A 26,406-nucleotide genomic window follows, 5' to 3' on the forward strand; every position below is an offset into this window, starting at 1 on the left:
CAAAAGTGCGTAGCGGTTTTGGGACAACGACTGCATAAAACAAACCTTAAAGCGCGTCGCGTGACGCGCTTTAAGTCCCGAAACCAGGTTCAGGCCGGTCGTTTGACCCGGCTCTTGAGCGTCTCGTAGCCGCGTTCGCCAAGCAGCGTGCGCGCGACGGTCTTGATCGCCGTCTTGCGCCCGTCGGGCGAACTGATCTCCTGCAATCTGTCCGGAAGGTTGCGTGCCGTCTGTCGAAGTGCCGGAAGCGACAACGCGTCGGGATAATTTATCACATGCGTTTCCACGCACAGCACCGGTTTGCCGGAAAGCTTGGCGATTTTTAGCGCCTGCTGGTGCTCGCTTTCGATGAACAGGATGGCATCGGATTTGCGGTAGAAATCGGCCTTGAAACTGCCATGCACGCCAAGCCGTTGCCGTTCCGCCTTGCTCGGCAGGTCAAGCATGATCAGCTTGTCGTATTCGATGCCGTGCTTTGCGAGCCATGCTTCGGTAAGCGCGCGGTATCTCTCGAGCCGGCTGGTGACGAGCCAGCCGATCTTGCGGGTCGGTCCAAAGAGAGGCAGTGCTTCGCTCAGAAATTTCTCATAGGCCGGGCCGTCGTCGTTCTCCGCTTCGGTCGGATCCAGGCAGAGCACGCCGTCGATGTCGACGCAGCATTGCGCGAGGAATTTGTGGTGCATGAAATTCCACTGGAACATCCTTGGATGCGGCACGACTTCCAAGACGATGTCGGTTTCCTCGTGCTGTGGCAGCAGGCCGAACACCGCGGCAAAGGTGAAATCCGCCTTGATGCCGGCGGCCTCTACGCGGCTGCGTGCCTCGCGCATGGCCGCGCCGCCGCTGACGCTGTCGTCGATCACCAGAACCTTGCGCATGTCGGAAGCCTGCCGGTCGAGCGCGGCCCGGCGTTTGGTGACCCCCGAAGTATAGATCTTTCCGGCAAGGAAACTGTCCAGATCGGTCATAGGGATGTTCGCCGTCAGGCTGAGCAGCGTGGCGGCGAGAATGCCGCTTCGGGGAACACCGACCACCAGGTCGATATCGCGCGGCAACCGGTGAAGGTTCCTGACAATGGCATCGTTCATGTCGGAGATCGATCGGTAGTGCATGGGATCAGGCCTGGTCCTCGTATGGATGTCCGTGCAAGTTACTTCGCCTCGCTTGGTGCCGCCGTGGGCGCCCGTGCCGGCAGGAGCTTCAGTGCCTCCCGAAACGCCTCGCGGCCGGAAGCAAACGCTAGGGCGACCACGATGGTGATCATGTAGGATAGCACCACCGCGCTTGCCATGGCGAGGATGTGCTGTTGCGGCAGCAGCGGCTTGGCGAACCAGATAGCGGCAAGCGCCAGATGTGCACCAAGCACGAAGGGCGTTGCCGCGCGAAGAATATGGCTTGCCCGCAGCGGCCCGGTCTTGCCGATATAGAGCCACAGGAAAGGCGTTCTGAGATACTCGCTGACTGCATAGGCGATCGCCACGCCCAGCGCGCCATAGGGCAGGCCGACGATGAAGGCCAGCACCGAGGTCAAGGCTGTTATGATGCCCCAGCGCATAAAATCGCCCGAGCGGCCCTGGCTGATGAAAAGCCATCCCGCCGGGTTGTTGAGCGGCTGCAGCAGTCCGGCAAAACCGAGTGCCAGGAAGATGCTGGAACTCTGCCGCCACTGCTCGCCGAGCACGAACGGTATCAGCACGTCGGCCATGGCGGTGGCGAAGGCGACACCTGGAAGTGCAACCAGCAAGATCAGCGGCATGACGCGAAGATAGGCGCTGCGGTAGCGGTCCGGCTCGTCCTTCAGCCTGGAAAGAGCCGGCACCATGACCTTCGACAGCGGGTTGGTGATCTGGCTCAGCGGAAACAGAAGCAGCTTGTAGGCGCGGTCATAGAGCCCAAGCTGCGCTTCGCCCCAGTATTTTCCGATCAGCACATTGTCGAGATTTCGGGCAAAGAAGTTGGCGAAGTTGAATCCGGTGATGCCGGCGCCGAAATTGATCAGCTCGCTGATGCCGCCAACCTTGCGCGGCAGGCTGGGGCGCCATCGCGAGCTTGCCCAGAAGCAAATCGTGGGCAGTACGGCTGCTGTCAGCGTGCCAGCAAAAAGCGCCCAGTAGGAACGGTCGATGAAAGTCCAGGCGATCGACACGACGAGGCCGGCGATGGCACTTGCGACGTCGATGATGGCCAGGCGGGCGAACTGCATGCGACGTGTCAGCAGCGCCAGATGCTGGGCACCGAGCCCATAGGCTATGATCTGCAGCCCGAGCGCGGCCACCAGATCTGCCACCCGCGGCTCGCCGTAGAAGGCGGCGACCACAGGCGCCGCGCCGGCGAGCACGCAAGCGAGTAACACGCTGACCGCGACATTGATCCAGAAGAGGTAATTGATCTCTTCATGCTTGATTCCGCTTTTCTGGATCGTCGCCTGGGTTAGGCCGAAGTCCTGGAACAGCGCGATGAAGGCAAGCACCGGCGCACACATTGCCACCACACCAAAGTCGTGCGGCGACAGCAGGCGCGACAGCACGATGACGGAGGCAACCTGCGTCGCAACCCGCACCGATTGCGCCAAAGCCGTGACGATAGCGCCGCGTCCGACCGATCTGCGGAGAGAGCCCTCTGGCGGATCGAATGCATTGGCTTGCAAATTCAGGATCCCTGATTTTTTTGTGCCGGTCCCAATATCCGACCCATGCCCGATGCCACCATCAAACTACGGCATTAATTTTGCAGCGCAACAAAAAACATGGATACCTGCCTCGCTGCACCAAAAATGTTGCGATGCAGCAAAAGCTGTACTAGGGTTTTTCCGGGCGGGCCAACAGCGGTCGAGTTTTCATGCTGCATGTCTTGTACTTGGTACACGACGTCTCCGATCCGGCAGTGCGCCGGCGGATCATAATGCTCAAGGCAGGCGGCGCCCAGGTCACACTGGCGGGCTTCCGTCGGACTGTAAGCCCGATCGCCGATGTCGAGGGCTTGCGGCCGATCGATCTTGGCGCGACGCGCGACGGCCGATTCGGCCAGCGTCTGGCAGCAGTCACAAAGGCGGCGGTCTCGATCGGTTCGAAACTAGGTTCGATGCCAAGACCTGACCTCATCATCGCACGCAATCTGGAAATGCTGGCGCTTGCCCGGCGTGCCAGATCGGCGTTCCAGGCAACGGTGCCGATCGTCTATGAGTGTCTCGACATCCATCGTCTGATGCTTCGCGACGACTTTCTGGGCAGGGCCATGCGCGGCGCGGAACGCTATCTGGCCAGGGATGTAAAGCTGCTGGTCACCAGTTCGCCGGCCTTCATCGCCAATTACTTCAAGCCATTCGGGCAGATTGCTGCGCCGGTCGAACTGCTCGAAAACAAATATTTCGAGCTTGCCGCGGTTTCGCTGGATGATCGCACAGCGGTGGAGGCCCCCATCCCTCCGCCTTGGCGGATCGGCTGGTTCGGCGCACTCCGATGCCGCCGCTCCCTGGAGCTTCTGGCCGAATTTTCCCGACGGCTCGAGGGCCGCTTCGAAATCATCCTCAGAGGCCGTCCGGCGCTTTCCGAATTTCCGGATTTTCACGGTTTCGTTGAATCCGAGCCCTGGCTCTCGTTCGGCGGGCCCTATCGGAATCCCGAGGATATGGCTACGATCTACCGTGAGGTCCATTTTTCCTGGGCCATCGATTTTTTCGAGCAGGGGCTGAATTCCGAATGGCTGCTGCCCAACCGCCTCTACGAGGGCTGCCGCTTCGGCGCCGTGCCGATCTCGATGGGCAACACCGAAACTGGCCGGTTCCTCGACCGGCACGGGATCGGCGTTCTTTTGCCTCAAGCCACGCCCGAGGCACTCGAAGCCGCCCTGGGCGAACTGGAGGAGCATCGTTTCGGGAAATTGCGGGCGCGTGTTCTTGCCCGCAATCCGCGAACCTGGAGCCACGATCGCAGCGATTGCCGGGCGCTCGTCGAGAAGCTTCGCGGGTTGACGGCCGTGCCCGATTCATATGCTGCCAAGGCACTGGCTTAGGATGGCTATGGATGGACATGGGCCGATGATGCAGACCAAAATTCTTCCGTCCGGCCTGATCGTGATTCCGTGCCTGAACGAAGCGGCTCACATCGGCGCGCTTGTTCATGAGCTTCGCCCGGCGGCCGAGAGGCTCGGTGCCCGGATCATCGTTGCCGATGGCGGCAGCACGGACGGCACAAGGGCGATCGTCGAGGAGATCGCCGGGAAGGATCCGCGGATCATCCTTCTTCACAACGAAAAGCGCCTCCAGAGTGCGGCGATCAATCTCGCCGTCGCCAGTTGTGGCGAAGGGGCTGAATATGTCATTCGCATCGACGCGCATGGCGGCTATCCCCCGGATTATTGTGATCGGTTGGTCCAGGAGGCGCGAGTCACCGGCGCGGATTCGGTCGTCGTCTCCATGCTGACCAGCGGCAGCGGTATGGTGCAGAAAGCGGTGGCGGCTGCACAGAATTCCAAGCTCGGCACTGGCGGCTCCAAGCACCGGCATCTCTCAGTGGGAGAGTGGGTCGATCACGGCCACCATGCGCTGATGCGAATATCGGCCTTCAAGGCGGTGGGCGGCTATGACGAGACGTTCAGCCACAACGAGGATGCGGAACTCGACTACCGGCTGCGCAAGGCCGGTTACCGGATCTGGATGAGCGGCAAGACGCAAATGATCTATTACCCGCGCTCGTCGCTCGCCGACCTCTATTTCCAGTATCTCGGCTATGGCCGCGGCCGGGCAAAGAACATTCTCAAGCACCGCATGATACCGAAGGTCCGGCAGATGGTGCCGCTTCTGGTGTTCCCAGTCGTCCTTCTCGCGGCTTTTTCCTTCGTGCATTGGCTGGCGATCACGCCGCTGCTGGTGTGGGCGTCGGTCTGCCTCGGTTATGGCGTGTGGACCGCCATCAGCCAGCGCAATCCGGACAATGCGCTTGCCGGGATTTCGGCGATGGTCATGCATTTCGGCTGGTCCGTCGGCTTCTGGCTGCAACTGCTTGGACCGCGGCCACAGCGTAGGGTGGCGTGATGGGTGTGGCCGAAAAAAACCGCAGCATCGACATCTGCGTCTGCACGTTTCGGCGGCCGGAGCTTGCCGACACGCTTCGCTCGATAGCCGCCCTTGACGTGCCTTCGGGATTCGACATCCGCGTCATCGTGGCCGATAATGATGACGGCCCGACGGCAGAACTGCTGGTGGCGACGTTGGCGGAGACGTTGAAGTTGCCGATCAGCTACCATCATTGCCCGGCGCGCAACATCTCGATCGCCCGCAACGCCTGCCTCGACGCCAGCACGTCGGATTTCGTCGCCTTCCTCGACGACGACGAAACGGCATCGTCCAGATGGCTCGCCGAACTGGTGGCGACGGCGGAGGTGAGTGGCGCCGCCGCCGTGCTCGGGCCGGTGCGGGCGCGCTATCGGCCGGACGCGCCCGACTGGATGCGCCGCGGCGATTTCCACTCGACCCTGCCGGTCTGGGTGCGCGGCGAGATCCGCACCGGCTACACCTGCAACGTCCTGCTCAGGATGGGCGCCGACTGCCTCCGCGGCCGACGGTTCAGCCTGGCGCGTGGCCAGACCGGCGGCGAGGACACCGAATTCTTCGATCATATGGTCAAGGCCGGCGGCCGCATCGCCTTTTCGCCGCAGGCCTGGGTCGACGAAGTGGTGCCGCGCGCCAGGGCCGCATTCGACTGGCTCCGGCGCCGCCGGTTCCGCGCCGGGCAAACGCATGGGCACCTTCTGGGGCGCGACGCGAATGGGCTCGCGCTGGTGAGGCAAGTTGGTCTTGCCTCGGCAAAGGCGGTCTTTTGTTTCGCATCGGCAATCCCGGTCGCCATCAATCCCGTGCGCAGGAACCGCAGCGTGCTTCGCGGCGTCATGCATGTCGGCGTCGTGAGCGGTCTCGTCGGTGTGCGTGAAATCCGCCAGTACGGCCTGCCCTCGCCGCAGGAAGGGGGCAAGCATGCAGCCTGACGTCACCTTTGTCATTGCCGCCTACAATGCGGAGCTGACCATCGAGCGGGCGATCACCAGCGCCATCGCCCAGCGCGATGTCAGCGTCGAAATCATCGTCGTCGACGACCAGTCACGCGACCGGACGCTCGATCTGGCGCGATCCTACCCCGAAGACATCGTACGCGTTGTCGCACTTGAGCAAAACCGTGGTCCCGGCGGCGCCAGGAATGCCGGCCTTGAGCTTGCTCGCGGCAGGTGGGTCGCGGTCCTCGATTCCGATGACGCGGTCTATCCCGGGCGAATCTGCACCATGATTGACCGTGCGGAGAAAGCGGGCGCCGAGATCGCGGTCGACAATCTCCAGGTCGTTCGCGAGGACGGCGTTGCCGAAGAGACGATGTTCCCGGCCGACTACCTGGAGGGGCTCGGTGAAATCTCGCTGGCGGACTATATCGCCGGCAACGTGGTCTTCGAATCCAGGTTCAATCTCGGCTATCTCAAACCGATTTTCCAGCGACGCTTCCTGAGCGAAAACGGGCTTCGCTATGACGAAGGCCTGATCATCGGAGAAGATTACATCCTGCTGGCCAGTGCTCTGGCCAAGGGCGGCAAATGCGTGGTCGAGCCGACGACCGGCTATGTCTACCACATCCGGACCGGCTCCATTTCCCGCGTGCTTGAACTTCATCACGTCGAGGCGATGCGCAAGGCCGACCTCGTTTTCGCCAGGACCCATTCGATGGACGCAGCCGCCGAGGCCGCTTTCGCGAGGCGCACGCGCAGCCTGCGCAAGGCGGCGTCTTTCCTTTCGTTGGTCCAGCACATCAAGGCCCGATCCCCCCTCAAGGCGGTGTGGACGGTGCTCAGCGATCCGGCGGCGGTTCGGCATATGGGCATGCCGATCGCCGTTCGGCTGCGAAGGGTGGCGGCGCAATTTGCCGCGGGTGCGGGGGAGGTGAAGGGTGCAGGCAGCTGAAAAATAGTTTGGCGGCCTGCGACAGGTTGAAGTGATCTCCTCAGAAGGAATATGCAATGAAGAAAGTCAGGAAGGCAGTCATACCGGTAGCGGGGCTTGGAACGCGATTCCTGCCGGCGACCAAATCGATGCCGAAGGAAATGCTGCCGGTCGTCGACAGGCCTGTCGTGCAATACGCGGTGGACGAGGCGTTCGAAGCCGGCATCGAGCACATTGTCTTCGTGACGGGCCGCAACAAGGCGGTCATTGAGGATTATTTCGATCTGCATCCCGAACTGGTCGGGACCTTGGAGCAGACCGGCAAGACGGCTCAGCTTCAGGCGCTCGAAAGCCTGCTTCCCGTGGCTGGCGCGACGAGCTTCATCCGGCAGCAGTCGCCGCAAGGTCTCGGCCATGCGGTATGGTGCGCCCGGGAGGTCATCGGCGATGAGCCTTTTGCATTGCTGTTGCCGGACATGGTGTCCTTCGGCGGGCGCGGATGTCTCGCCGAAATTACCGACCTCTATGCGCAGACCGGTGGAAACGTTATCGCCGTCGAGCGCTGCGACCCGACCGAGACCAGCAAATATGGCATTGTCGGCTGCGGCGCGGATGTCGGCTCGGGTTTCGAGGTCACCGCCATGGTCGAAAAGCCGGCTCCGGCCAATGCGCCGTCGAACTACTACATCAACGGCCGCTACATCCTGCAGCCCGAGATCTTCGCGCTGCTCGGCAATCAGCAGCGCGGCGCCGGCAACGAGATTCAGCTGACCGACGCCATGGTCCGCCTTGCGCAGAGCCAGGCTTTCTTCGCCCAGCCCTTCAACGGTCGAATGTTCGACTGCGGCTCGAAGGAGGGGTTCATCCAGGCCAATGTCGCGTTCGCGCTGGCGCGTGACGACATGAAGGGGTCGATCTTCGAGATGCTTCAGGAGTTCGTCCGGTCGCATGAGCGCCGGGTGGAAGCCGCATAAAGCCCATTATTTGGGAGCATTAGCAAATGGATGATGACGCAAGACACGCCGGTATGTTTTGCTGCCCAGGTCTCGCGGTGTCTGGCATGAAGCTTGCATCGTAGATATGCTGATGCTCTCGATTTTGCTCTAGCGTCTGCAACTTGAGCATCGGACCCAAAGTGGAGACCGGTTTTGGGAAAATCCGATGTTCGACAAAAATAGAGCGGCGGCACAGTTCGACTTGAGAGACCGCCGCTCTAGGTACAAACTAGAATTGGACCGAAGATGAATTATGCCAATTTTCCTCTCGACAAGAGGAAGCCATTGCCGAGTTCGGACGCAGTCAGCGCCGAAGACTTTATCGATGTCGAGCGCTTGCTCGGCATGGCAGCAAGGCAGGCAAAGGTTGTTGCGGCATGCGCCGCCATCGGACTTTTTCTGGGCGTGCTCTATTTGCAGACCACGCCTCCCACCTATTTGGCAATGAGCCGCGTGCTGATCGACGAAGGCTTGAACAAGGTCGTTGATGAGGTCTCGGCGGCGTCGGTGAGCATGCAGACCGACTCCGCCATTTTGAGCCAGATTGAAATTCTCCACTCGGCGAGGCTGGCGGCGGTGGTCGTCGACAAGCAGAAGCTCGATCAGAACGACGCTTTCATGGACCCTCCGACGTCGGCCGTGTCGAAAGCTGCCGATTTTGTGCGCGGCGTGGTCCGGTATTTCCGTCCCAGTCCCGCCGTGGGTACTACCGACGTTACTCAGCTTGATCCGGCGACGCGTGACGCGATGATTGCGTCGTCACGCCGCGATTACGCTATCCTCAAACTGCAAAACGAGGTGCAAGCCGAGCGCATCGGTCGAAGCTATGTGATCTCCATCGCCTACCAGGCGACGGACCCCGCACTTGCGACCGCGGTCACCAAAGCCTATGCCGACGCCTATCTCGCGGATCAGCTCGATGCGAGCTTCGATGCGACCGAGCGGGCAGCGGTCTGGCTGCAAGGGCGGCTGACGGAGCTTCGCGAAAGTTCCCAGGCAGCGGCTCTCGCCGTCGAGAAATTCAGGGCCGAACATGGACTGGCCGTCGATGACGGCCAGTTGATCAGTGACAAGCAACTGTCGGACCTCAATGGCCAGCTCATTGAGGCGCAGGCCGATACCGCCCGCGCCAGCGCCCGCTACCAGCAATACAAGTCGATCGTTGAAAGCGGTTCGGACAACGCATTCAGGGACGCCGCCATATCCGCCGACCAGCCCAGCAACTCGATCATTTCAACGCTCAAGACCCGCTATCTCACTGTCGCCAAGCGGCAGCAGGATATCGAAGCCAATTTCGGGGCTGAGCATCCCCAGGCGGTCGCACTTGCCAAGGAAAAGGCCGACATTTCGGCGCAGATTTTCGGCGAGCTGAAGCAATTGACCGAAAGCTTCCGCAACGAATACGAAGTCGCTCTCGCGCGCGAGACGGCGCTCCGCGCAAATGTCGCGTTAGCGGCTGGCAAGAGTTCCATCGACAACCAGTCGCAGGTCAAGCTGCGCGAATTGGAGCAGAAGGCAACCGCGCTCTCGACGCTCTATCAGACGTTCCTTGGCCGTTACGAGGAAGCGTCCCAGCAGCAATCCTTCCCGGTCGGCAAGATCCGCGTCATCTCCGACGCGACGCTGCCGAAGTCCGCGGCAACCCCGCGCATGTCCATAGTGCTGGGACTTTCGCTTGTTCTTGGCGTGATGATGGGAGCCGGGGTTGGCGGCCTGAATGAATTCAGGGAACGGTTCTTCAGGACCGGCGAAGACGTTCGCGATCGCGTTGGCCTCAAATTCCTCGGCTACCTGCCGATCATCGGCAGCAAGGTCGTCAAGGACGACAGGCGCGATGACGGTCAGGCGGACGCCAAAGCCGGTCAATCACCGTCGGCCGCTGAAAGGCGCGCGCGCATGCGAGTGAGCATCGACGCTCCAGCATCGATGTTTGCCGAAACGCTCCGCAGCGCCAAGATTGCCTTCGACGTCGTGATGGAAGGGCAAGGCAGCCGGGTCATTGGCGTAGTCTCGGTCCTTCCCGGCGAGGGCAAGTCGACCGTGGCGGCGAATCTGGCCGGATTGCTTGCCGCCAACGGGTCGAAAACCCTGCTGGTGGACGGCGACCTGCGCAACCCCGGCCTCAGCCGCAGCCTTGGCATGGAGGCCGAGCAAGGCCTTATGGAAGCGGTGGTGAGTGGGCAGACCTGGCAGTCCGTCGGCAAGATCGACCGGCAGACGAAGCTGGCGATCGTCCCGGCCGTCCCGCGTGGTCATTTTTCGCACACTAGCGAGCTTCTGTCGTCGGCCGGAATGCGGCGTTTCATCGACAACGCCAAGGAAACCTTCGAATACATCATCGTCGACCTGCCGCCGCTCGGACCGGTGGTCGATGCCAAGGCCTTTGCCCCGCTTGCCGACGGCTTCGTGCTCGTGACCGAGTGGGGGCGCACGCCGCGTGCGATGGTGCAATCCATACTGAGCTCGGAATCCTATATCGCCAACAAGATCGTCGGCGTCGTCTTGAACAAAGTCGATTTGAAGAAGCTGGCGAAGTATGGATCGATCGGCGGCTCGGAAAAATTCTTCGACAGATATTCGAGCTACTATCTGGAAAAATCGGAAGCGCGGACGAAGGCAAACACCTGAGCGGTATACAAGAACGAATGTTGAGCACAGCGTCGTCGTCCTGCGCGGCGAGGCCGATACCGAGCCTGATGCTGGCGCATGAATGCCCTCGAACAGACCATGATCGGCAGCCTTGCGCATGAAGCTGACATGGTCGGAGGGAATGTCGCTTCTGGTGCTGGTCGATCTCCTCGCTTGACCCGAGAGGTCGCCGAACCGCGCCGGGTCGACACGGTTGGAAAAAGGGCTCACCACTGCAGAAGATGATCCACGATAGAAAATAATTCTCGCTTGGGAAGTCGCGTCGTCATGCCGCAAAAGCGTGGACACCAATTTTCGCGCCGCACGTTCACAGCAGGACTTTGCAGCCAGGAACCGGCGTGACACGCCGGCGCGGTTACGCGGCCTTGAGCCGATAGCGGAAGATGGTGTGGTCGAGCAGAAGCCGGATTCGCGGTTCGGCCTCGATCGCAATCAGCCAGCTCGCGGCGATCATGGTCGAGCCGACGATGACCACCGAAAGCAGGTATGGCACTCCCGCGCGCATCAAGGCCCCGAGAATAGCCGCGCCGACGACATTATGGATCAGATAGAGAGGGTAGGTCATCAGCCCGATCCGACGCCAGCCGCGCCAGGACAGGTCGAGCCGTAACGACCACGCCATCAGCGCCATGGCAGCGAGAAACAGGACGATCGGCGGCGCGTAGGGCATCGCGGCTTCGACCTTGATGCTGCGGACGTCGACAGCACTGACGATCTGCAGCACGCCGCCGGCCAGGAACAAGGCGCAGAAAACAAGGCGGGCGGGCGTCACTGCCTTGAAACGCATCAGCCAGAGCAGCACACCTGTCGCGAAAAAACATCCGTGATGCACCAGGAGCAGGTCGAGCCAGCGCGCCTCGGCAAGGTCCGACCAGTCGAATGGATAATACAGGCACCAAAAAAGCGTGCTGATCGCGCCGAGCGCAACTGCCACCGCTTCCATCAGATCGAAGCGGCCGAGCCGCAGCAGGATCCAGACGACGGCATAAAAGGCGATCTCGATGCCGAGCGTCCAGTAGACGCTGTCGACCCAGGGGTTGAACGGAACGAACAAGGCGGTGCGCATGAGCCTGGTGACAGCGTCCGTCGGCCAACTGAGATCGACGAAAAGCAGCACCATCACGGTGACTGGCGCGCAGATCCAGACGGCCGGCGCCAATCGTTTCACCCTTGCCTCGAAAAACCGCAGCGGTGTCGAATGCTCGGCGCTGAAGGCGATGACGAAGCCGCTGATGACGAAGAATATCTGGACGCCGACCCATCCGAATTGGACCAGCCCGCCTATTTCCGGATGGGTCGGGATGCCGCCCGTCGCGCGCGCCGAAACGCCCTCCGGGAACGCCCACACCCAGAAGCCGTAGTGGTAGAACATCACGAGGACGGCGGCGAGAAAACGCAGGATGTCGATGCCGCCGAATGTGGTTTTTTGCTGAGCCATGCCGTGCCTTCGGAATGGCCCCCCACGCAAAGTTTAAGGGCTATTGCTGCATTGCACAACAGACGATTGCAGTGCAGGATGAATTCCGACGCCGCGATCCGCCTGCCGCGCTCCGAAAGCAACTAAAGCCCGATGCCGCGCCCTTTGAGCGCCGCAGTGATCTCGTCGAGAATGGCCGGGTCGTCGATGGTCGCCGGCATCGTCCATCCTTCCTTGTCGGCAATCTTCTGCATGGTGCCGCGCAGGATTTTGCCGGAGCGCGTCTTTGGCAGGCGCTTGATCGTCACCACCGTCTTGAGGGCGGCGACCGGGCCGATCCGCTCGCGCACCAGGGTGACCACCTCGGCCTCGATGGCGCCGCTGTCACGCGCGACACCCGCATTCAGCACCACGAAGCCGAGCGGAACCTGGCCCTTCATCGCATCGGCGATGCCGATGACGGCGCATTCGGCAACGTCGGGATGCGCGGCCAGCACCTCCTCCATGGCGCCGGTCGACAGCCGGTGGCCGGCGACATTGATGATGTCGTCGGTCCGGGCCATGACGAACAAATAACCGTCCTCGTCCATCATGCCGGCATCCGCCGTTTTGTAGAAGCCGGGGAATTCGTCGAGATAGGCTTGGCGAAACCGGTCATCGGCATTCCACAGCGTCGGCAGGCAGCCGGCCGGCAGCGGCAGCTTGACTACGACATTGCCCAACGTGCCGCGCGGGACTTCGTGCCCGGCATCGTCGAGCACGCGAATGTCGTAGCCGGGCATCGGCACGCCGGGCGAGCCATATTTCACCGGCAGCAGGCCCAGTCCGGCTGGGTTGATCGTCATCGGCGAGCCGGTCTCGGTCTGCCACCAATGGTCGATCACCGGCACGTTCAGTTTCTGCTCCGCCCATTTGATGGTTTCCGGATCGGCGCGCTCGCCGGCGAGGAACAGCGTGCGGAACTTCGACAGGTCGTATTTCGGAACGAATTCGCCCTTGGGGTCTTGTCCCTTGATGGCGCGGAAGGCGGTCGGCGCGGTGAACAGCGCGACGACTCCATGCTCGGCGATCACCCGCCAGTAGGTGCCGGCGTCGGGCGTGCCGACCGGCTTGCCCTCGAACAGGACGGTTGTGCAGCCATGCAGCAGTGGGCCGTAGACGATGTAGGAATGGCCGACCACCCAGCCGACGTCGGAAGCCGCCCAGAACACCTCGCCCGGCTTGACGCCGAACTCGTTCTCCATCGACCATTTCAGCGCAACCATGTGGCCGCCATTGTCGCGCACGATGCCCTTGGGCTGGCCGGTCGTTCCGGACGTGTAGATGATGTAGAGCGGATCGGTGGCGAGCACCGGAACGCAGTCGACATTGGCGCCCGCGGCCCGCTCGCGGGCGACGGCGTCGGCATAGTCGATGTCATGGTTTTCCCTGAGCTCGCAGCGCAGTTGGTCGCGCTGCAGGATGAGGCAGGCCTCGGGCTTGTGCCGCGACATCTCGATCGCCGTGTCGAGCAGCGGCTTGTAGGCAACGACGCGCCCGGGCTCCAGGCCGCATGAGGCGGAAATGATCAGCTTCGGCCTGGCGTCGTCGATGCGCGTGGCGAGCTCGTGCGAGGCAAAGCCGCCGAAAACGACCGAATGCACGGCGCCGATCCGGGCGCAGGCAAGCATGGCGAAGGCCGCTTCCGGCACCATCGGCATGTAGATGATGACTCGATCGCCTTTTTGGACGCCGCGGTTCTTCAGCACCGACGTCAGCGCGATCACCTCGCGTTTCAGTTCGGCATAGGTGAATTTCCTGATCGTGCCTGAAATCGCGCTGTCATGGATCAGCGCGATCTGATCGGCGCGGCCACCCGCCACATGGCGGTCGACGGCGTTGAAGCAGGTGTTGCAGGAGGCGCCGCCAAACCAGCGCCCGTAGACGCCGGCATTCGGATCGAAGACCGTGTCGAACGGCGAGAACCAGTCGATGGCTTTGGCCGCATCCGCCCAGAATTTTTCCGGGTCGCGTTTCCAGCCGTCATAGACCTCATGGTAGCGTGACGCCATCCAGCTTACTCCCCAGGAATGTTTGCTGCCTTTGAAATAGCGTATGCTGTTTTTGCAAGCATGTGCAATTTCGTCGTTTGGCGTTCTCGCCTTGGTCGCAAATACCCGGCACGATGGTCTCGGGTCATAATTGCAGTCTGGGTCATAATTGGGGGCAAGTTGCAATGAAGTTGCGGTGCAAGGTTGGATCTGCCGTTTTGGCGGCGATGCTGTTGGTGGTCGCTTCCGCCGCTCAGGCCGGCGATGCGGCGGCACGGCGCATTATCGGCTTTTCGCCGGACGGTAGCTACTTCGCCTTCGAACAATACGGCACGCTCGATGCCGGCGCTTCGGATTCGGGCTGGTCGGAGATCGACATCATCGACACGCGCACCGATGAATTCGTCGGTGGTAAGCCGATCCGCATCGTCGACGAAACCGAGGAGGCGACGCTCACTCTCGATCAGGCGAGGGCACAGGCTGCCGCGCAGGCGGCGCCGATCCTCGCCCGATATGCCATCGCGCCGCGCGGCGAGCGGACGGCTGTGGACAGGTTCACCTTTCCCGACGACATGGTCGCTTACCAAGATATTGCGCGCCTCGAGCAGGTTTCGCAGAAATCGCTTTCGCCGAGCTATGACGAGCTTGGCATCTCTAGCATCCAGCTCGACCAGATCCTGGCCGACAGCACGACGGATTGCTCGTCAAGCTTCGACGAGACGCAGCAAGGCGCCGCGACCGGCAAGGGGCTCGGTTTCCGCCTGACGCTGTAGGGACAGGATGGCAAGGCGTTCAAACTGCTGCATCAGGACAAGGCTGTGCCCGGCTCGAGGCATTGTCCGACTTCCTACAGCCTGTCGGAATCCTATGCATTCACCCCGGACGGCAAACCGGCTGTGCTTGCCGTGCTCGTGCAACGCTTCAGTCAGGGATTTGAAGGACGGGACCGCCGCTTCATCGCAGTGACCGGCCAGGTGCGTTGAAAAGCGCCTGCTTGCGCTCAAATGCGGTTCTAAAGCGGCAGCGCCGCGAGCATGAGGCCGACACCGCCGGCGATCAGCAAGGCAGCGACCAGCGCCTTTCTGTGACGTTCGAAACCGGTCGGCGCCCGATCCCAATTGTAACGCATGTTCTGCCTCCAAAAACCCGCCGGATTTTCTTACCTTACCAAAGGTAAAGGAAAAGCAACATTGTGCCTAACTCCAGCACACTGGCCTGACAATGCTCGGCCTAGCGCATGACAGTGTTGTCACCGACTGTCTTTGGGATTCCTTGCAAAGGCCGCTTCGCAGACCGAAGCGGGCTTTGCTTGACGGCCACTTCTTGTCGTAAGCCGCAGCGCGGCCTTGGCCGTGCTACATCCCCCGGCGTAGCGCAGCCGTATGTACCGGCGCGTCCCACAATGCGATCGTCTCGTCGTCGAGCATGGTCAGCGTGATCGAACAGCCGGCCATGTCGAGCGATGTCACATAGGACCCGACCAGTGAGCGAGTGACCGTCACGCCGTTTTTCTCGAAGATTTTCCGGGCACTGTTGTACATCAGGTAGAGCTCCATCAGCGGCGTGCCGCCGAAGCCGTTGACGAAAAGCAGCGCCGGGCCTTTTGCCCTGTCACCGAGATCGCCTGATATCGCCGCGCAGATCTCCTCGGCGATGGCGTCGGCGCTCTTCAACGCGTCGCGGCGGCGGCCGGGTTCGCCATGGATGCCGACGCCGAATTCCATCTCGCCGTCGCCGATATCGAAGGTCGGCTTGCCGGCGGCCGGTACGGTGCAACTGGTCAGCGCAACGCCCATAGAGCGCGTTGCGCCATTGACGCGCTCGCCGAGCGCCTTCAACGGCTTCAGTGCCATGCCTTGCTCGGCTGCGGCACCGAGGATCTTCTCGACCACCAGCGTGCCGGCAACGCCGCGCCGGCCAGTGGTGTAGGAGGAGTTCTCGACCGCGACGTCGTCATTGGTCACCACTTGCATCACGCCCTCCGACATTTCGGCGGCCATCTCGAAATTCATTACATCGCCCTCGTAGTTCTTGACGATGAACAGGCAGCCGGCGCCGGTGTTGACCACCTCCGCGGCCGCCAGCATCTGGTCCGGCGTCGGCGAGGTGAACACCTGGCCGGGGCAGGCGGCATCCAGCATGCCATGCCCGACCAGCCCGCCATGCAGCGGTTCGTGGCCAGAGCCGCCGCCGGAGATCAGCGCCACCTTGCCGGGCTTGAGTGTCCTGCGGCGCACGAATTTATGCTCGTCGCCAAGCGCCAGTATGTCGGCATGTGCGGCAACGAAGCCATCGAGGCTTTCGGTCAGCACCGTGTCCACAGAATTTAGAAACTTCTTCATGGCCGTCTCCTCCCGAAATAGCTGAACTTGGGCGCGACTATGTCCCGCCCTTGCCGGCGATGCTGGTGATCTTCTGGATGAAATCGTTGACCGCCCGATCGAGCGCCGCATTCTGCTTGTCGTCGCCGAAATCGGGAACAATCAGCGAGACATGCCGCGTCTTGCGCATGCCTGATGCCACCGACATTTTCCCGGGATGCGCCTGATGGTAGGCGGCTAGAAAATGGTCGCGTTCGGCCGGGCTGAAATGGCAGACGGAGAAAATAGCCGGCAAATGTTTTGACGGGATCGGGATCGAGTAGGCCGGGCTGGAAATCTGGGTGACGAAGCTGCGATGCTTGCCCAACGCGTCGGCGAGGCGCTGGCGCATCCCGGACGGGCGCTGGTCGAGGACCTGCGACAGGATCGTCTTATAGGCGCGGATCGCCTCTTCGGAGCCGGCTTCAGGTGTCTTGTCGGCCATGCCGGTGCCTAGATCGAAACGTCCGCAATGGCCGCCTTGGCCATTGCGAGCTGGGCGGGAACCACGGAAAGGTCGCGCAGGCCGGCCTCAATCAGCGCCGGGATTGCCGCCGGATCGCCGCCGGCGTCGCCGCATAGGCTGACCGGAATCCTTTGCAGGCGGCCGAACGCCGCAACCGAGGCGATCAGCCGAAGCACGGCCGGATGCCTGATCGAATTGAGATGCGCAACCAACGCGTTGTCGCGCGCGGCCGCCATCACATACTGCGTCAGGTCGTTCGAGCCGATCGAGAAGAAGGCGACCTCGGTAAAAGCCTCAGGAGCGATCGCCACCGACGGCACCTCGACCATGATGCCGAGCGACGGCATTTTTTGCGCGACGCCGCGCGCGGTAAGCGCGGCCTGCTCTTCCGCGAAGAGCGCGGCGGCACGTTCATACTCGTCCCTAACGGCGACCATCGGGAACATCACCTTCAGATTGCCATGCACGGCGGCGCGCAACAGCGCCCTGATCTGCAGCCGAAAAACCTCCGGTCTTGCCAGCGACAGCCTGATGCCGCGCAGGCCAAGGAACGGATTAGTTTCCGCCACGGTGAAGCCTGGCACCGGCTTGTCGCCGCCGGCGTCGACGGTGCGAATGGTCACCGGTCTGCCTTCAGCCCATTCGAGCACCTTGCGGTAGGCGCGATACTGCGTTTCCTCGTCCGGCAGCGTTTTGCCGAACAGGAACTCGGTTCGCATCAGCCCGACGCCGTCGCAGGTCGAGACATCGATGTTGTCGACATCGGACGGATCGGCGATGTTGACCTGCACCCGCACCGCCGTGCCAGCTTTCGTCACCGCCGGCCGAGCCAAAAAAGTTTCCGCCCTGTCGCGACGCGCCGCGAAAGACGACGATGATCGCCGGAACGCCTCGACCTCTGCCCTTGATGGCGCCAATATGATGCCGCCATGCTCGGCATCAAGCAGGGCGACGCCGGCAAGATGAGCCGGCGAAGCACCGAGCCCGACTGCCCCAAGCCCCACGACCATCGGCACGCCGCGCGAGCGCGCCAGCATGGCGACATGACTGGCGGCACTGCCCGCTTTCAGTGCGATGCCGCCGCCGGAACTCCAGTCGGTTTCGAGAAAGCGCGTCGGCGCGATGTCCTCGCCGTAGAAGATAGCTCCTGCCGGCGTCGCAGGGTCGCTGTCTTCGGTCAGCGCGCGCAGCACCTGGTCTCTGATGTCGCGCATGTCGGCGGCGCGCGCCCGGAAATAATCCTGGTCTGACGTTTCGTAGCCTACAATTTCGGCGTCGAGCGCCTGCCGCCAGGCCGCATCGGCCGGCTGGCCGGCGGCAATCGCGGCAAAGGCCGGGCCGGTCAGCGCATCGTCATCCAGCATGGCGAGCTGGAATTCGAGAATGTCGGCGGCGTCGCCCTTGGTCGCTTCGATCAGCGTCGCAAGCCGGCCTGTCGCTGCCTTGATTGCCGTTTCGAGCGCGAGCCTCTCGTCCGCGGCGGTCGCCTTACGGCCATAGCGCGCGACAACCGGATCGAGGTTGAACAGCGGCCCTTCGGCATAGCCGGCCGAAGCCGAAATCCCCTGCAGCCTAAGCGGTTCGGGCATGGTCCACGCCCTCGTCGAAATCGCGCCGCACCAGCTCGACCAGCGCGCCGACCGCCTCGCCGGCGCCGTCACCCCTCGCTCGGATATGCAGCACCGTCCCTTTCGGCGCCTTGGCGGCCATCACCTTGACGATGCTCTTGGCATCGAACCAGGGCCCGTTGGCGGCGAGCGCCACTTCGACTTCGGCCGAAAATCTCTTGGCGAGCTTGGTGAACTTCACCGAAGGGCGCGCATGCAGGCCCACCTCATGGCTGATCAGGACGGTGGCTTCTGCGGATGCCGACATGCTGTCAAAATTCCTGTTATTCACGATGGCGACAATTCGTGTGCCGTCGCCACCACTTCCCTGAGCGAAGCGCCGCCGGAAGCCTCCGTCGCCGCCATCACCGCGCCCTCGACGATCGGCGCATTGCAGACGATGATCTTGTGCGCACGCGGCTCGCCGATCATCTCGACCGCCATCTCGCTGTTGGTCTCGGCGCCGCCGAGATCCACAAGTATGGCGACACCCGCCTCCGACCAGGCCTTGTTGATGGCGCCCATGATCGCCTCGACATTGGTTCCCAGCCCGCCATGGCCGTTTCCGCCGCACCATGCAAGCGGCACTTCGTCGCCGACCATCTGGCGCACCATGTCGGCCGTGCCCTCGGCGACCAGCGGTGAATGCGATACGATAACGATGCCGACATTGCTCATGCTTGCCCCTCGATGGTCTCAGTGACAGCCCGCACCAGAAGCGCGACCGAGCGCCCGCCGGCATCCATATGGCCGATCGAGCGGTCGCCGAGAAACGAAGCGCGTCCGCGCAATGCCTTCATCGGCACGGTGGCATCGGCTGCGCGGTCCGCGACGTCGGCGATTTCCGCCTCGGTTTTTCCCTGCAGCAGGGCGTCATGCACTGGCTGCAGCACGTCGAGCATGGTCTTTTGCCCGACCTGCGACTTGCCCCTGGCTGCCACCGCCTCGATTGCCTTGCCGAAAGCCATAGCCAGATTGGCGCGATCCGGCTCTGCGGAAATCTCCTTGCCGAGCGCCATGAACAGCGTCCCGAACAGCGGGCCCGAGGCTCCGCCCACCGTCATAACCAGCTTGGTGCCGATCGCCTTTAGCGCCTCCGGCAATGGCTTTGCCGCAAACGCCTCGGCCTCCGCCCGCACTGCCTCGAAGCCGCGCTTCATGTTCAGCCCATGGTCGCCGTCGCCGATCGCCTGGTCGAGCGCGGTCAGTTCGTCCGCGTGGGCGGCAATCGTGTCGGCGGTGACGGATATCAGTGTCTTCAGGTCAACCTTGACCATCGTCCCAGTCTTGACCATCGTCCCAGCGCTCATCGGTTTGCAATCCTATTGCCGGCCTGGTCGAAGAACAGCGGCGCCCGGTAACGGATAATCACCCTGTCGCCCTTTTCCAATTGGATGTCGGGGTCGGTCAGCGTCACCAGCTTTTTGCTTCCCACCGTCACATGCAGGTGGTTCTGGTCGCCCAAATGTTCGACCCAGTTAACAACGCCGTCGGCGGGGCCGTTCGATGCCTTGCCGATCGACAGATGTTCTGTACGCGCGCCGATCGTTTTGGTTCCCGCCGGCATATCGCCATCCGGCAGCAGGCCGGTCGGCAACAGATTGATCGCCGGTTGGCCGAGCCTTGCGGCGACATGAAGGTTTGCCGGCTCCGAGTAGATGGTGCGTGGCGTGCCGATCTGCACCAGCACGCCGTCGGCGAGAATTCCGATGCGATCGGCCATCGTCATCGCTTCGATCTGGTCGTGCGTGACATAAAGCATGGTGGCGCCGAGCTCGGCCTGGATGCGCTTGAGCTCGAGCCGGAGGTCGGCGCGCAGCTTGGCATCGAGCGACGACAGCGGCTCGTCCATCAGATAGATCGAGGGCTTGCGCACCAGGGCGCGCCCGATGGCGACGCGCTGCATCTCGCCGCCGGAAAGCTTGGTGGAGCGGTTGTTCAGCTTGTGGTGGATACGCACCATCTTGGCCACATCCTCGACGCGGCGGCGCACCGCGTCCTCGCCCAGCCGCCGCGCAGGCGAGCGCAGTGGAAAGGCCAGGTTGTCGTAGACCGACAGATGCGGATAGAGCGAATATTGCTGGAAGACGAAGGCCGTGTCGCGCTCGGCCGGCGACAACATTGTCGCATCGCGGCCGCCGATATGGATCGAGCCCATATCCGGCCGTTCCAATCCGGCGATCAGCCGCAGCGTGGTCGTCTTGCCGGCGCCGGTCGGGCCGAGCAGCACGACGAATTCGCCATCGGCGACGTGCAGATCGAGAGTATCAACGGCGACATGTTCGCCGAAGCTCTTGGTCACGCCTTTGATCTGCACGTCAGCCATGATGCGCTCTTCCCTGGGAAGCCCCGTCATGGATTGCGGTTCGCACCGCGCGGCCGGAGCCCTTCTCGAACAGCGACAGCCGTGCGCTGCTCAGCGCTAGGCCGACATGGTCGCCCGCATTGAGCCGGATTTCGGCCGGCACCCGCGCCTTGATGATGCCGCCGGATGTCTCCACCGCAACGATCTGCGTGGTGCCGAGATATTCGGTGCCATAGATGGTGCCGCGCAGCTTCGACGCGTCGTCGAAGCGGATGTGTTCCGGTCGGATGCCGAGCGCCATCTCGGCCGGCGCGATGTCCTCGCGCACCTCCGGCACCGCCACTTTGGCGCCTTGCACCACGATCTCCCTGGCGCCCTTTGAAAGCCCGCCGCCGAAGCCGAGAAAATTCATCGGCGGCGAGCCGATGAAATCGGCGACGAAAATGGTCGCCGGCCGGTCGTAGATTTCGCGTGGCGTGCCGAACTGCTCGATGACGCCGTGGTTCATAACCGCGATCTTGTCGGCCATCGACATCGCTTCCATCTGGTCATGCGTGACGTAGACCGTGGTGGCGTGGATGCGGTTGTGCAGTTCGCGCAGCTCATGGACCATGAGATCGCGGAATTCGGTGTCGAGCGTGCCGAGCGGCTCGTCCATCAGGAAGCATTTTGGCCGCCGCACGATGGCGCGGCCGAGCGCGACGCGCTGGCGATCACCGCCGGCAAGGCCGGAGACCGATTTGTTGAGCAGATGGTCGATGCGCAACAGCTTCGCCGTCTCTTCGACGCGCTGGCGGATTTCGATGCCTGGCATGCCTTGCGCCAGCAACGGGAAACCGATGTTCTTACGCACATTCATGTGCGGATAGAGCGCGAACAACTGGAAGACGAAGGCGATGTCGCGCTCGCGGGCACGCCGCATGGTGACGTCCTCGCCACCGAGCAGGATCTTGCCGCCGGTCGGCAGTTCGAGCCCGGCAATCATGCGCAACGTCGTCGTCTTGCCGCAACCCGACGGCCCCAGCATGACGAAGAACTCGCCATCCCCGACGACGAAGCTGGAATCCTGCACGGCGACGAAATCGCCGAATGCCTTTCTCAGATGCTCGACCCTGATCTCCGCCATCGTCTACTCCGGAAACTTCGAGACGATGATGAACATCGCCGTGCCGGCCAGCATGGTGATGAAGGAATAAGTGTAAAGCGACAGCGCGAAGGGTTGGAACAGCATCAGGAAGCCAATGGCAATGATTACTGTGGCGATATTCTCCATCAGTCCGCGCCTGGCCCATGCCGGCCAGCGCGACTTGCGTTTTGCGGGTTGGGTCAGGCTCATTTGCGCACCGCGCCGAAGGTGATGCCGCGCAGCAACTGCTTGCGGAGCAGGATGGTGAACACCAGGATCGGCACCAGGAAGATCGTCGTGCCGGCGGCGACCGCCGGCCAGTCCTGGCCGCCTTCGCCGATGATGGTCGGGATGAAGGGCGGCGCGGTCTGCGCCGTGCCCGAGGTCAGCAGTGCGGCGAACGCATATTCGTTCCAGGCGAAGATCAGGCAGAAGATGGCGGTCGCGGCAATGCCGGTGGTCGCCTGCGGCAGCACGGTGCGCCAGAAGGCCTGCAGCCGCGTATAGCCGTCGATCATCGCCGCTTCCTCATATTCGCGCGGGATCTCGTCGATGAAGCCCTTCAGTAGCCACACCGCAAGCGACACGTTGACCGCGGTGTAGAGCAGGATCATGCCGAGCGCGGTGTCCGACAGGCCAAGCTCGCGATACATCAGGTAGATCGGGATGGCGACGGCGATCGGCGGCATCATCCGCGTCGACAGGATGAAGAACAGGAGATCGTCGGCCAACGGCACCTTGAAGCGCGAGAAGCCATAGGCCGACAGAGTGCCGAGGAACACAGCGCAGAAGGTCGAGCCGAAGGCGATAATCAGCGAATTGACGAAGCGCGGCATGAAATTGGACGGGCCGGCGATCACCATGTTGCGCTTGCGCACTGTCTCGTCGCAGACGCCCGTCGCCGGTCCCAGCGAGTTGATGTATTCCGGTGTCTGCCGGGTCCGGGTCGAGAACAGATTGCAGTAGCCCTCGAGGCTCGGCTGGAACAGGATCTTTGGCGGATAGGCGATCGAGTCCGGCGGTGTCTTGAAGCTGGTGGCGAAGATCCACAGCAGCGGCACGATTGAGATCAGTGCGTAAAGCACGATGATCGTGCCGGCGACGCGCTTCGACGTGGCCGAGGGTGCGACGACCGAGTGGGCTGACGTCAGGCTCATCTCTGCTTCACCTTGTTGAGCGCCTTGACGTAGATGTTGGCAAGTCCGAACACCGCGACGAACAGGATGATGGCGAAGGCCGAGGAATAGCCGGTCCGCCAGCTTTCGAAGGCCTGCCGCTTCAGCGTGATCGAGGCGACTTCGGTGGTTGATCCCGGTCCGCCGCCGGTGAGCAGGTTGACCATGTCGAACATCTTGAAGTTCTCGATGCCGCGGAACAGCACCGCCAGCATGATGAAGGGCAGCGCCATCGGCAGCGTGATCGACCAGAACTGCCGCCAGTTGGAGGCACGGTCGACTTCTGCCGCCTCATAGATGTATTCGGGGATCGAACGCAGGCCGGCGAGACAGATCAGCATCACGTAAGGCGTCCACATCCAGGTGTCGACGATGACGATCGACCACGGCGCCAGCGACACGTTGGAGAGCATGCCGATCTGCGTCGCCGGAATGCCGGTGACGAACGAGATGGCATAGGCGAACAGGCCGATCTGCGGCTCGTAGAGGAAGCGCCAGAAATTGCCGACAACTGCCGGCGACAGCATCATCGGCACCAGAATGATAGTCGTCCAGAAGGCGTGGCCGCGAAACTTCCGGTCAATCAGCCAGGCGAGGGTAAAACCGATCAGCGTCTGCAGGAGAATGGTCCAGAACACGAAATGCGCCGTCGTCTGCATGGCGATCCAGATGTCCTGGTCGCCGAGGATGCGTTTGTAATTGGCAAGGCCGACATTCCTGACCACCTCGTTCGGACGGTTGGCGCGGTAGTTGGTGAAGGACAGATAGATCGCCCAGAACAGCGGGAAGATATTGATGGCGAGCAGCAACAGGATCGTCGGCGAGATGAACAGCCAGGCGAGGCCGTTGTCGCTGATGCCCCGGACCTTGCGGGCCAACGGCTCAGGCGTAGCCCGGGCAACGCTGTCCGCAGTCCGATTGAGCATGGTCAGTCCCGCTTCGGTCACTTGGGTCGTCTCGACAATGGAATTTATCTGAACTGTGTCCCGTGCCAAGGGTGGCACGGGACACGCGGTCGTGGCTCGGGAGGAGCCGGTCAGGTCTTGCCCCAATTACATCTTGCCATCGTCCTGGAAGACCTCGGTCCAGTCCTTGACCAGGCCATCGAGCGCATCCTTGGCCGACCCCTGGCCGGCGACGACGTAATCATGGAAGCGCTTCTGCGACGCCTGCAGCAGCGGCGCATAGCTGGGCTCTGCCCAAAAATCCTTCACGATGGCCATGGAGTCGAGGAAGGTCTGCGCGTAAGGCTGGCTGGCCGGGAAGCCTGGATCTTTGACGACTGCGTTGAGGCAGGAAAAGCCGCCGAGCGACCACCATTTGGCCTGAACATCCTTGTTGGCGAACCACTTGATGTATTTGAGCGCAGCCTCCTGTTTGTCGGAGTAAGAGACCACCGAGATGCCCTGGCCGCCAAGCTGGGCGAATTGATCGCCGTCGGGCCCCTTAGGATTGGCGAAATAACCAATCTTGTCGCCGCCGACATTCTCGTCTTTCTGCAGGCCTGGCCAGGTAAAGGCGAAGTTCATGTGCATCGCCACCTGGCCGGATTTGAAAGCATCGACGCCTTCGCCCATGTAGCTGTTCGAGGCCCCGGGAGGCGTGCAGCAATCATAGAGCGCCTTGTAGAACTCCAGACCCTTCACCGATTTCTCGGAATTGACGAAGCCGTCCATCTCGTAGGGCTTGTCGGGGTTCTCATATTTGAAGCCGAAGCTGTAGAGCACGTCCATGGCGCCCATGGTGATGCCTTCGGAGCCGCGCTCGGTATAGATCGACGCGCCATAGACCGTCTTGCCGTCGATCTCGCGCTTCTGGAAGAACTCGGCGATCTGCTTCAGCTGGTCGAAGGTCGTCGGCGCGGCGAGATCCCAGCCGTACTTTTCCTTGAATTCCTTCTGCAGTTCCGGCTTGGAGAACCAGTCCTTGCGGTAGGTCCAGCCGACGACGTCGCCCATGGCAGGCAGCGCCCAGTAGCTCGGCGTGTTCTTCGGCCATTCGGAATAGCCGACGACGGTCGCCGGCACGAAGTCGTCCATGCTGATCTTCTCCTTGTCGAAGAAGTCGTTCAGCTTGACGTAGTGGCCGTTCTCGGCGGCGCCGCCGATCCACTGGCTGTCGCCGATGATCAGGTCGCACAGCTTGCCCTTGGAATTCAGTTCGTTGAGAAAGCGGTCGGCATAGTTGGTCCACGGCACGAACTCGAATTTCATGCCGATGCCGGTTTCCTTGGTGAAATCCTTGGACAATTCGACAAGCGCGTTGGCCGGGTCCCAGGCTGCCCAGCAAAGCGTCAGATCTTCAGCCTGCGCGACATTCGAAACGGCGGTCGACGCAAACATCGCCGATGTCAGTCCCAACGTCAGTTTCAAGGTCGATTTCATGCCTTCCTCCCATTTGCGAAACGCGCCCGGATGACGGTTTCAAAAAGCCTCAACCCCCTCCTCAGGGGTCTAAACATAACGACGCGGTTGAGCGGCGGATGTTTAGTAATTTGTTTAGTGATGCAATTTTTACTAAACAAGGCAAGCGAATTCGTCGCTGCGCTGCAGCATAGCGCATCGGTCGCTGGTTCAGGAAAGGCGCGTGTCAGATCGTTGGGCGCGCGGGTGCCGGCTCATTTGACCGTTTTGGTGCTCACCGTCACCGGCCGGATCACTGGGGCGGGCGGCAGCAGGGCGCGGATATCGGCGAAGGGGAAGATCGGCTCGAAGCGGAAGGCCTCAGCGAAGGAACCGGTCGCGCCATTGCACTGGCCGGCGCGAAACGCGTTCTGCGTGCGCGCCGCATCGACGAAACGTTCGGGATCCTGCGACTGATGCGCCCGGATCGCCATCGCCTTGAGCTCGAAATGCCCGGAGATATCGACATAATGCGTCGGCGAAAAACCGGTGCCGCCGAGCGTATCGGCATGCAGCACCGGGACAGCGAAGGACGCCGCGATGCGCACGCCGTCCGACAGCGCACGGTGGTCGCCATGATAGTCGTTCGGCGCATGGGTGATCGCCAGATCCGGCCTGATATCCCCGATCAGCGTCTTCAGCGCCGCGATCAGCGCGGCATCGGCAACCAGCGCGCCGTCCGGAAAATCGAGGAAGTGCGATGTCGCGCCGAGCAGGTCCGCCGCCACAGCCGCTTCCTCGCGGCGGGCGCGCGCGAGTAGTCCCGGATCGCCCTTCCCGCCCTTGCCGCCATCCGTGGCTATCACAAAAACCAATTCTGCGCCTTGTGCGGCATAGGCCGCCATCGTACCGAACATGAAGATCTCGATATCGTCCGGATGCGCACCGAGTGCCAGTATCTTCACTCTGCTCTCTCCTTGGAACTGGAATAACGGGACGAACGGAATTCTGCTCG

General features: G+C 62.2%; 25 protein-coding genes. 8 read left to right on the top strand and 17 right to left on the bottom strand.

The window, feature by feature from the left end:
* Positions 1 to 89: 89 nt before the first annotated feature.
* Positions 90 to 1,112 carry a phosphoribosyltransferase family protein gene (locus BQ8482_RS04190; RefSeq protein WP_123146385.1) on the bottom strand — a complete coding sequence of 341 codons (1,023 nt, stop codon included), beginning with the start codon at positions 1,110 to 1,112 and terminating at the stop codon, positions 90 to 92.
* A gap of 38 nt (positions 1,113 to 1,150) precedes the next feature.
* Positions 1,151 to 2,647, bottom strand: coding sequence for a lipopolysaccharide biosynthesis protein (locus BQ8482_RS04195; protein ID WP_123146386.1), 1,497 nt, complete (start codon positions 2,645 to 2,647; stop codon positions 1,151 to 1,153).
* A gap of 191 nt (positions 2,648 to 2,838) precedes the next feature.
* Here BQ8482_RS04195 and BQ8482_RS04200 point away from each other — a divergent pair, with 191 nt between their 5' ends.
* The 6 genes from BQ8482_RS04200 to BQ8482_RS04225 all read left to right on the top strand — a co-directional run bounded on the left by BQ8482_RS04200 (position 2,839) and on the right by BQ8482_RS04225 (position 10,542).
* Complete coding sequence (locus tag BQ8482_RS04200) at positions 2,839 to 4,011, top strand: glycosyltransferase family protein (protein ID WP_123146387.1); 1,173 nt, start codon at positions 2,839 to 2,841, stop codon at positions 4,009 to 4,011.
* 25 nt (positions 4,012 to 4,036) lie between these two features.
* Positions 4,037 to 5,032, top strand: a complete 996-nt coding sequence (locus BQ8482_RS04205; protein WP_165848415.1) for a glycosyltransferase family 2 protein — start codon at positions 4,037 to 4,039, stop codon at positions 5,030 to 5,032.
* Positions 5,032 to 5,982 (top strand): glycosyltransferase family 2 protein, encoded by a 951-nt coding sequence (locus BQ8482_RS04210; protein WP_123146388.1) that lies wholly within the window; start codon positions 5,032 to 5,034, stop codon positions 5,980 to 5,982. Before BQ8482_RS04205 ends, BQ8482_RS04210 begins: the two co-directional genes overlap by 1 nt.
* Complete coding sequence (locus BQ8482_RS04215) at positions 5,972 to 6,940, top strand: glycosyltransferase family 2 protein (protein WP_123146389.1); 969 nt, start codon at positions 5,972 to 5,974, stop codon at positions 6,938 to 6,940. Before BQ8482_RS04210 ends, BQ8482_RS04215 begins: the two co-directional genes overlap by 11 nt.
* A gap of 56 nt (positions 6,941 to 6,996) precedes the next feature.
* The gene (locus BQ8482_RS04220) at positions 6,997 to 7,893 is read left to right on the top strand and encodes a UTP--glucose-1-phosphate uridylyltransferase (protein WP_123146390.1); all 897 of its coding nucleotides are present in this window, start codon (positions 6,997 to 6,999) and stop codon (positions 7,891 to 7,893) included.
* A 267-nt stretch (positions 7,894 to 8,160) separates the two neighbouring features.
* The gene (locus BQ8482_RS04225; RefSeq protein WP_123146391.1) at positions 8,161 to 10,542 is read left to right on the top strand and encodes a polysaccharide biosynthesis tyrosine autokinase; all 2,382 of its coding nucleotides are present in this window, start codon (positions 8,161 to 8,163) and stop codon (positions 10,540 to 10,542) included.
* A gap of 376 nt (positions 10,543 to 10,918) precedes the next feature.
* Here the strand turns inward: BQ8482_RS04225 and BQ8482_RS04230 are convergent, their stop codons facing one another.
* The gene (locus BQ8482_RS04230; protein WP_123146392.1) at positions 10,919 to 12,001 is read right to left on the bottom strand and encodes an acyltransferase family protein; all 1,083 of its coding nucleotides are present in this window, start codon (positions 11,999 to 12,001) and stop codon (positions 10,919 to 10,921) included.
* 122 nt (positions 12,002 to 12,123) lie between these two features.
* Positions 12,124 to 14,031 carry a propionyl-CoA synthetase gene (locus BQ8482_RS04235; protein WP_123146393.1) on the bottom strand — a complete coding sequence of 636 codons (1,908 nt, stop codon included), beginning with the start codon at positions 14,029 to 14,031 and terminating at the stop codon, positions 12,124 to 12,126.
* Between the two features lie 206 nt (positions 14,032 to 14,237).
* Here BQ8482_RS04235 and BQ8482_RS04240 point away from each other — a divergent pair, with 206 nt between their 5' ends.
* Positions 14,238 to 14,783 carry a DUF2259 domain-containing protein gene (locus BQ8482_RS04240; protein WP_244602695.1) on the top strand — a complete coding sequence of 182 codons (546 nt, stop codon included), beginning with the start codon at positions 14,238 to 14,240 and terminating at the stop codon, positions 14,781 to 14,783.
* Positions 14,784 to 14,810: 27 nt separating this feature from the next.
* Positions 14,811 to 14,993 carry a DUF2259 domain-containing protein gene (locus tag BQ8482_RS38965; protein ID WP_280178804.1) on the top strand — a complete coding sequence of 61 codons (183 nt, stop codon included), beginning with the start codon at positions 14,811 to 14,813 and terminating at the stop codon, positions 14,991 to 14,993.
* A gap of 372 nt (positions 14,994 to 15,365) precedes the next feature.
* On the opposite strand, the gene dhaK is transcribed toward BQ8482_RS38965, so the two are convergent.
* The 13 genes from dhaK to BQ8482_RS04305 form a co-directional block, all read right to left on the bottom strand.
* The gene (gene dhaK, locus BQ8482_RS04245) at positions 15,366 to 16,352 is read right to left on the bottom strand and encodes a dihydroxyacetone kinase subunit DhaK (protein ID WP_123146394.1); all 987 of its coding nucleotides are present in this window, start codon (positions 16,350 to 16,352) and stop codon (positions 15,366 to 15,368) included.
* Positions 16,353 to 16,389: 37 nt separating this feature from the next.
* Complete coding sequence (locus BQ8482_RS04250; protein ID WP_095493850.1) at positions 16,390 to 16,815, bottom strand: hypothetical protein; 426 nt, start codon at positions 16,813 to 16,815, stop codon at positions 16,390 to 16,392.
* Between the two features lie 8 nt (positions 16,816 to 16,823).
* Positions 16,824 to 18,425 (bottom strand): phosphoenolpyruvate--protein phosphotransferase, encoded by a 1,602-nt coding sequence (gene ptsP / locus BQ8482_RS04255; RefSeq protein WP_123146395.1) that lies wholly within the window; start codon positions 18,423 to 18,425, stop codon positions 16,824 to 16,826.
* Positions 18,409 to 18,711 (bottom strand): HPr family phosphocarrier protein, encoded by a 303-nt coding sequence (locus tag BQ8482_RS04260; RefSeq protein WP_123146396.1) that lies wholly within the window; start codon positions 18,709 to 18,711, stop codon positions 18,409 to 18,411. The genes ptsP and BQ8482_RS04260 overlap by 17 nt, the downstream gene beginning before the upstream one ends.
* A 20-nt stretch (positions 18,712 to 18,731) precedes the next feature.
* Positions 18,732 to 19,121 (bottom strand): dihydroxyacetone kinase phosphoryl donor subunit DhaM, encoded by a 390-nt coding sequence (gene dhaM, locus BQ8482_RS04265; RefSeq protein ID WP_123146397.1) that lies wholly within the window; start codon positions 19,119 to 19,121, stop codon positions 18,732 to 18,734.
* Entirely contained in the window at positions 19,118 to 19,720 is a 603-nt protein-coding gene (dhaL, locus tag BQ8482_RS04270) for a dihydroxyacetone kinase subunit DhaL (protein WP_123147370.1), read from the bottom strand. Before dhaL ends, dhaM begins: the two co-directional genes overlap by 4 nt.
* A 29-nt stretch (positions 19,721 to 19,749) precedes the next feature.
* Positions 19,750 to 20,769, bottom strand: a complete 1,020-nt coding sequence (locus BQ8482_RS04275) for an ABC transporter ATP-binding protein (RefSeq protein ID WP_123146398.1) — start codon at positions 20,767 to 20,769, stop codon at positions 19,750 to 19,752.
* Positions 20,762 to 21,874, bottom strand: a complete 1,113-nt coding sequence (locus BQ8482_RS04280) for an ABC transporter ATP-binding protein (RefSeq protein ID WP_123146399.1) — start codon at positions 21,872 to 21,874, stop codon at positions 20,762 to 20,764. The genes BQ8482_RS04275 and BQ8482_RS04280 overlap by 8 nt, the downstream gene beginning before the upstream one ends.
* Positions 21,875 to 21,877: 3 nt before the next feature.
* Positions 21,878 to 22,084, bottom strand: coding sequence for a hypothetical protein (locus BQ8482_RS04285; protein WP_029347717.1), 207 nt, complete (start codon positions 22,082 to 22,084; stop codon positions 21,878 to 21,880).
* Positions 22,081 to 23,031 (bottom strand): carbohydrate ABC transporter permease, encoded by a 951-nt coding sequence (locus BQ8482_RS04290; protein ID WP_123146400.1) that lies wholly within the window; start codon positions 23,029 to 23,031, stop codon positions 22,081 to 22,083. Before BQ8482_RS04290 ends, BQ8482_RS04285 begins: the two co-directional genes overlap by 4 nt.
* The gene (locus tag BQ8482_RS04295; RefSeq protein WP_123147371.1) at positions 23,028 to 23,975 is read right to left on the bottom strand and encodes a carbohydrate ABC transporter permease; all 948 of its coding nucleotides are present in this window, start codon (positions 23,973 to 23,975) and stop codon (positions 23,028 to 23,030) included. Before BQ8482_RS04295 ends, BQ8482_RS04290 begins: the two co-directional genes overlap by 4 nt.
* A gap of 126 nt (positions 23,976 to 24,101) precedes the next feature.
* On the bottom strand, positions 24,102 to 25,433 hold the full coding sequence (locus BQ8482_RS04300; RefSeq protein WP_123146401.1) for an ABC transporter substrate-binding protein: 1,332 nt from the start codon (positions 25,431 to 25,433) through the stop codon (positions 24,102 to 24,104).
* Between the two features lie 233 nt (positions 25,434 to 25,666).
* Complete coding sequence (locus tag BQ8482_RS04305; RefSeq protein WP_123146402.1) at positions 25,667 to 26,356, bottom strand: PIG-L deacetylase family protein; 690 nt, start codon at positions 26,354 to 26,356, stop codon at positions 25,667 to 25,669.
* Positions 26,357 to 26,406: the final 50 nt, after the last annotated feature.

The organism is Mesorhizobium delmotii, from assembly GCF_900149755.1.
Lineage (GTDB): Bacteria > Pseudomonadota > Alphaproteobacteria > Rhizobiales > Rhizobiaceae > Mesorhizobium > Mesorhizobium delmotii.